Origin of the sequence: Bacteroides sp. An269 (assembly GCF_002159755.1) — a bacterium.
Lineage (GTDB): Bacteria > Bacteroidota > Bacteroidia > Bacteroidales > Bacteroidaceae > Phocaeicola > Phocaeicola intestinalis.
Genome location: NZ_NFJG01000220.1, coordinates 1 through 1,736, shown reverse-complemented (window position 1 = coordinate 1,736; position 1,736 = coordinate 1). Strand labels below are relative to the sequence as shown.

The window sequence follows — 1,736 nt, the reverse complement described above, 5'->3', positions numbered from 1 at the left end:
TTATCGTTATCGGAGAGGAAAGCCCCATAACAAGGGATGAAGCCGGGATTACGACCATCAGCATTTACGACTTCTTGCTTAAGGAAAATTCACTGGAACTTTAAGATGACCCTAATGATTGGCGGGGGAAATGGCAGGATGCCTACAGCCTTTCTTCCCCTTCCGCCAACTCTTTCGCGACTTTTCCAAACCGTTCGGTTTGTTTCTCCGATTCTTTTCGTACCTTTGGGCTGTGGGACATCAATCCCCGTGTGGTCTGGCTGTAAGCTACCGAACATGAACATCAAAACAATGTACCCTATATGGAAACAAGAGATAAACTTTTTACGGAAGAACAATATGTGAAGCAATTAGCTAAATACACTGATAGAATAGAAAGATTTAACAGTATAATAGAACAATCAGAAAGAAATAGAAAAGAACCTGTTAATCCGGATTTCTATGGACGTTTGTTTGATTGTAAAGTCAATTATATTGTGACCATGTATTCAATGGGAGAGAAATTAGAATGTATAAAATCCAATTATATCTCAACAATCAATGTTTTAGAAAAATGTTGGACTCCGTATGGCTATTATGTTCAGATGTTATGGCTGCTTTCGATAGGTATCATGTTGGAGTATGATGATAATGTCATTCACAAACTCCGTGTACTTATAGATAGGGAAGAAGTTAAAGACCGTGTTTATGATGTGTTGCTGAATTACCGTTTCCCGGAACGGAAGGAAATGGCGGATTGTGTGTTTGACGATGTGCCTTATCGGGCAATCTTGGAAGTGTCGGATTTAGCTAAAACAAACAAGACACAGACGACAAAGCGATTGGAAAAGTATCTCAAAAGGGAATGGTATCGTGGACATTCCGATTGTGCTTGGCATGACGACCACAAATATGGTATAATACATGACGGATATTGGAGTTTTGAAAGCGGTGCATTGGTAAAAGTTTTGGGGCTGGATGACAGCAACCTGAAAGGGTTGCCATACTATCCTTACGATATGGTACATTGGAACGACACGAAATAAAGAAATCTATGAGTTATTCAGTTTGCGCATATCTGACCGATGCCGATAAGGTCAAGTCCGTTTATGGGGCTTGCGACACTGCGATGCTGAACCGCCTAACGGCAGCATTGAAGCAGGAACTTGACAGGCTGAATGATTATTTCAGCGATAGCCTGAGCACGGGCAAGGATGCTTATGCGGTATTGGCTGACATCGTGGACGGGGAAATCCGCCACCCCGAAATGGCTTTCCTATACGGCTATGTGTATGAAGGGATATGCCGCCATTACGGGACACAAATATACCATGCGGAGAACGTATGGCAGTTGGACAGCCAAAGCACGTTTATTCCTATCCCGTTGAGCGATGATTTTCCTTATATCGTCAGCATACCTGTTTCCGAATTGAAAAGCAAGCGAATGGAATACACCTCGTTGCCAGAGGGTGAAGGCATCGGGGATTACGACTACGAACAAGAAATGGACGACTTGAATTTCATTTTCGATGAAGCCAACGAAGCGCAAAAAGACCTTGTGATTATAGTGTATTAAGTTAAGCCATCAAAATCATGCTAAAGTTATTGGAGAAATATTACAATATAAATTATTACTGCACTTACAAGTTGCTGTTCATCCTTTGTTGGAGGATGCTAAACCCTTTGTATTGGCTAAGCCTCTTGAAATGGGACAACCGCTACATAAAATGGTTAGTTTCGATTGGTAAGAAAACAGA

General features: G+C 41.5%; 2 protein-coding genes. Both read left to right on the top strand.

The annotated features are described in order from the left end of the window. Positions 1-302: 302 nt before the first annotated feature. Positions 303-1,025, top strand: a complete 723-nt coding sequence (locus B5F71_RS19360; RefSeq protein WP_087213607.1) for a PoNe immunity protein domain-containing protein — start codon at positions 303-305, stop codon at positions 1,023-1,025. Between the two features lie 8 nt (positions 1,026-1,033). Further along, positions 1,034-1,555: a hypothetical protein gene (locus tag B5F71_RS19355; protein WP_087213604.1), complete on the top strand. Its 522-nt coding sequence runs from the start codon at positions 1,034-1,036 to the stop codon at positions 1,553-1,555. Positions 1,556-1,736: the final 181 nt, after the last annotated feature.

Coding starts and splice junctions, on each gene's coding strand:
- B5F71_RS19360 (WP_087213607.1), top strand. CDS start 303: ATGGAAACAAGAGATAAACTTTTTACGGAAGAACAATATGTGAAGCAA.
- B5F71_RS19355 (WP_087213604.1), top strand. CDS start 1,034: ATGAGTTATTCAGTTTGCGCATATCTGACCGATGCCGATAAGGTCAAG.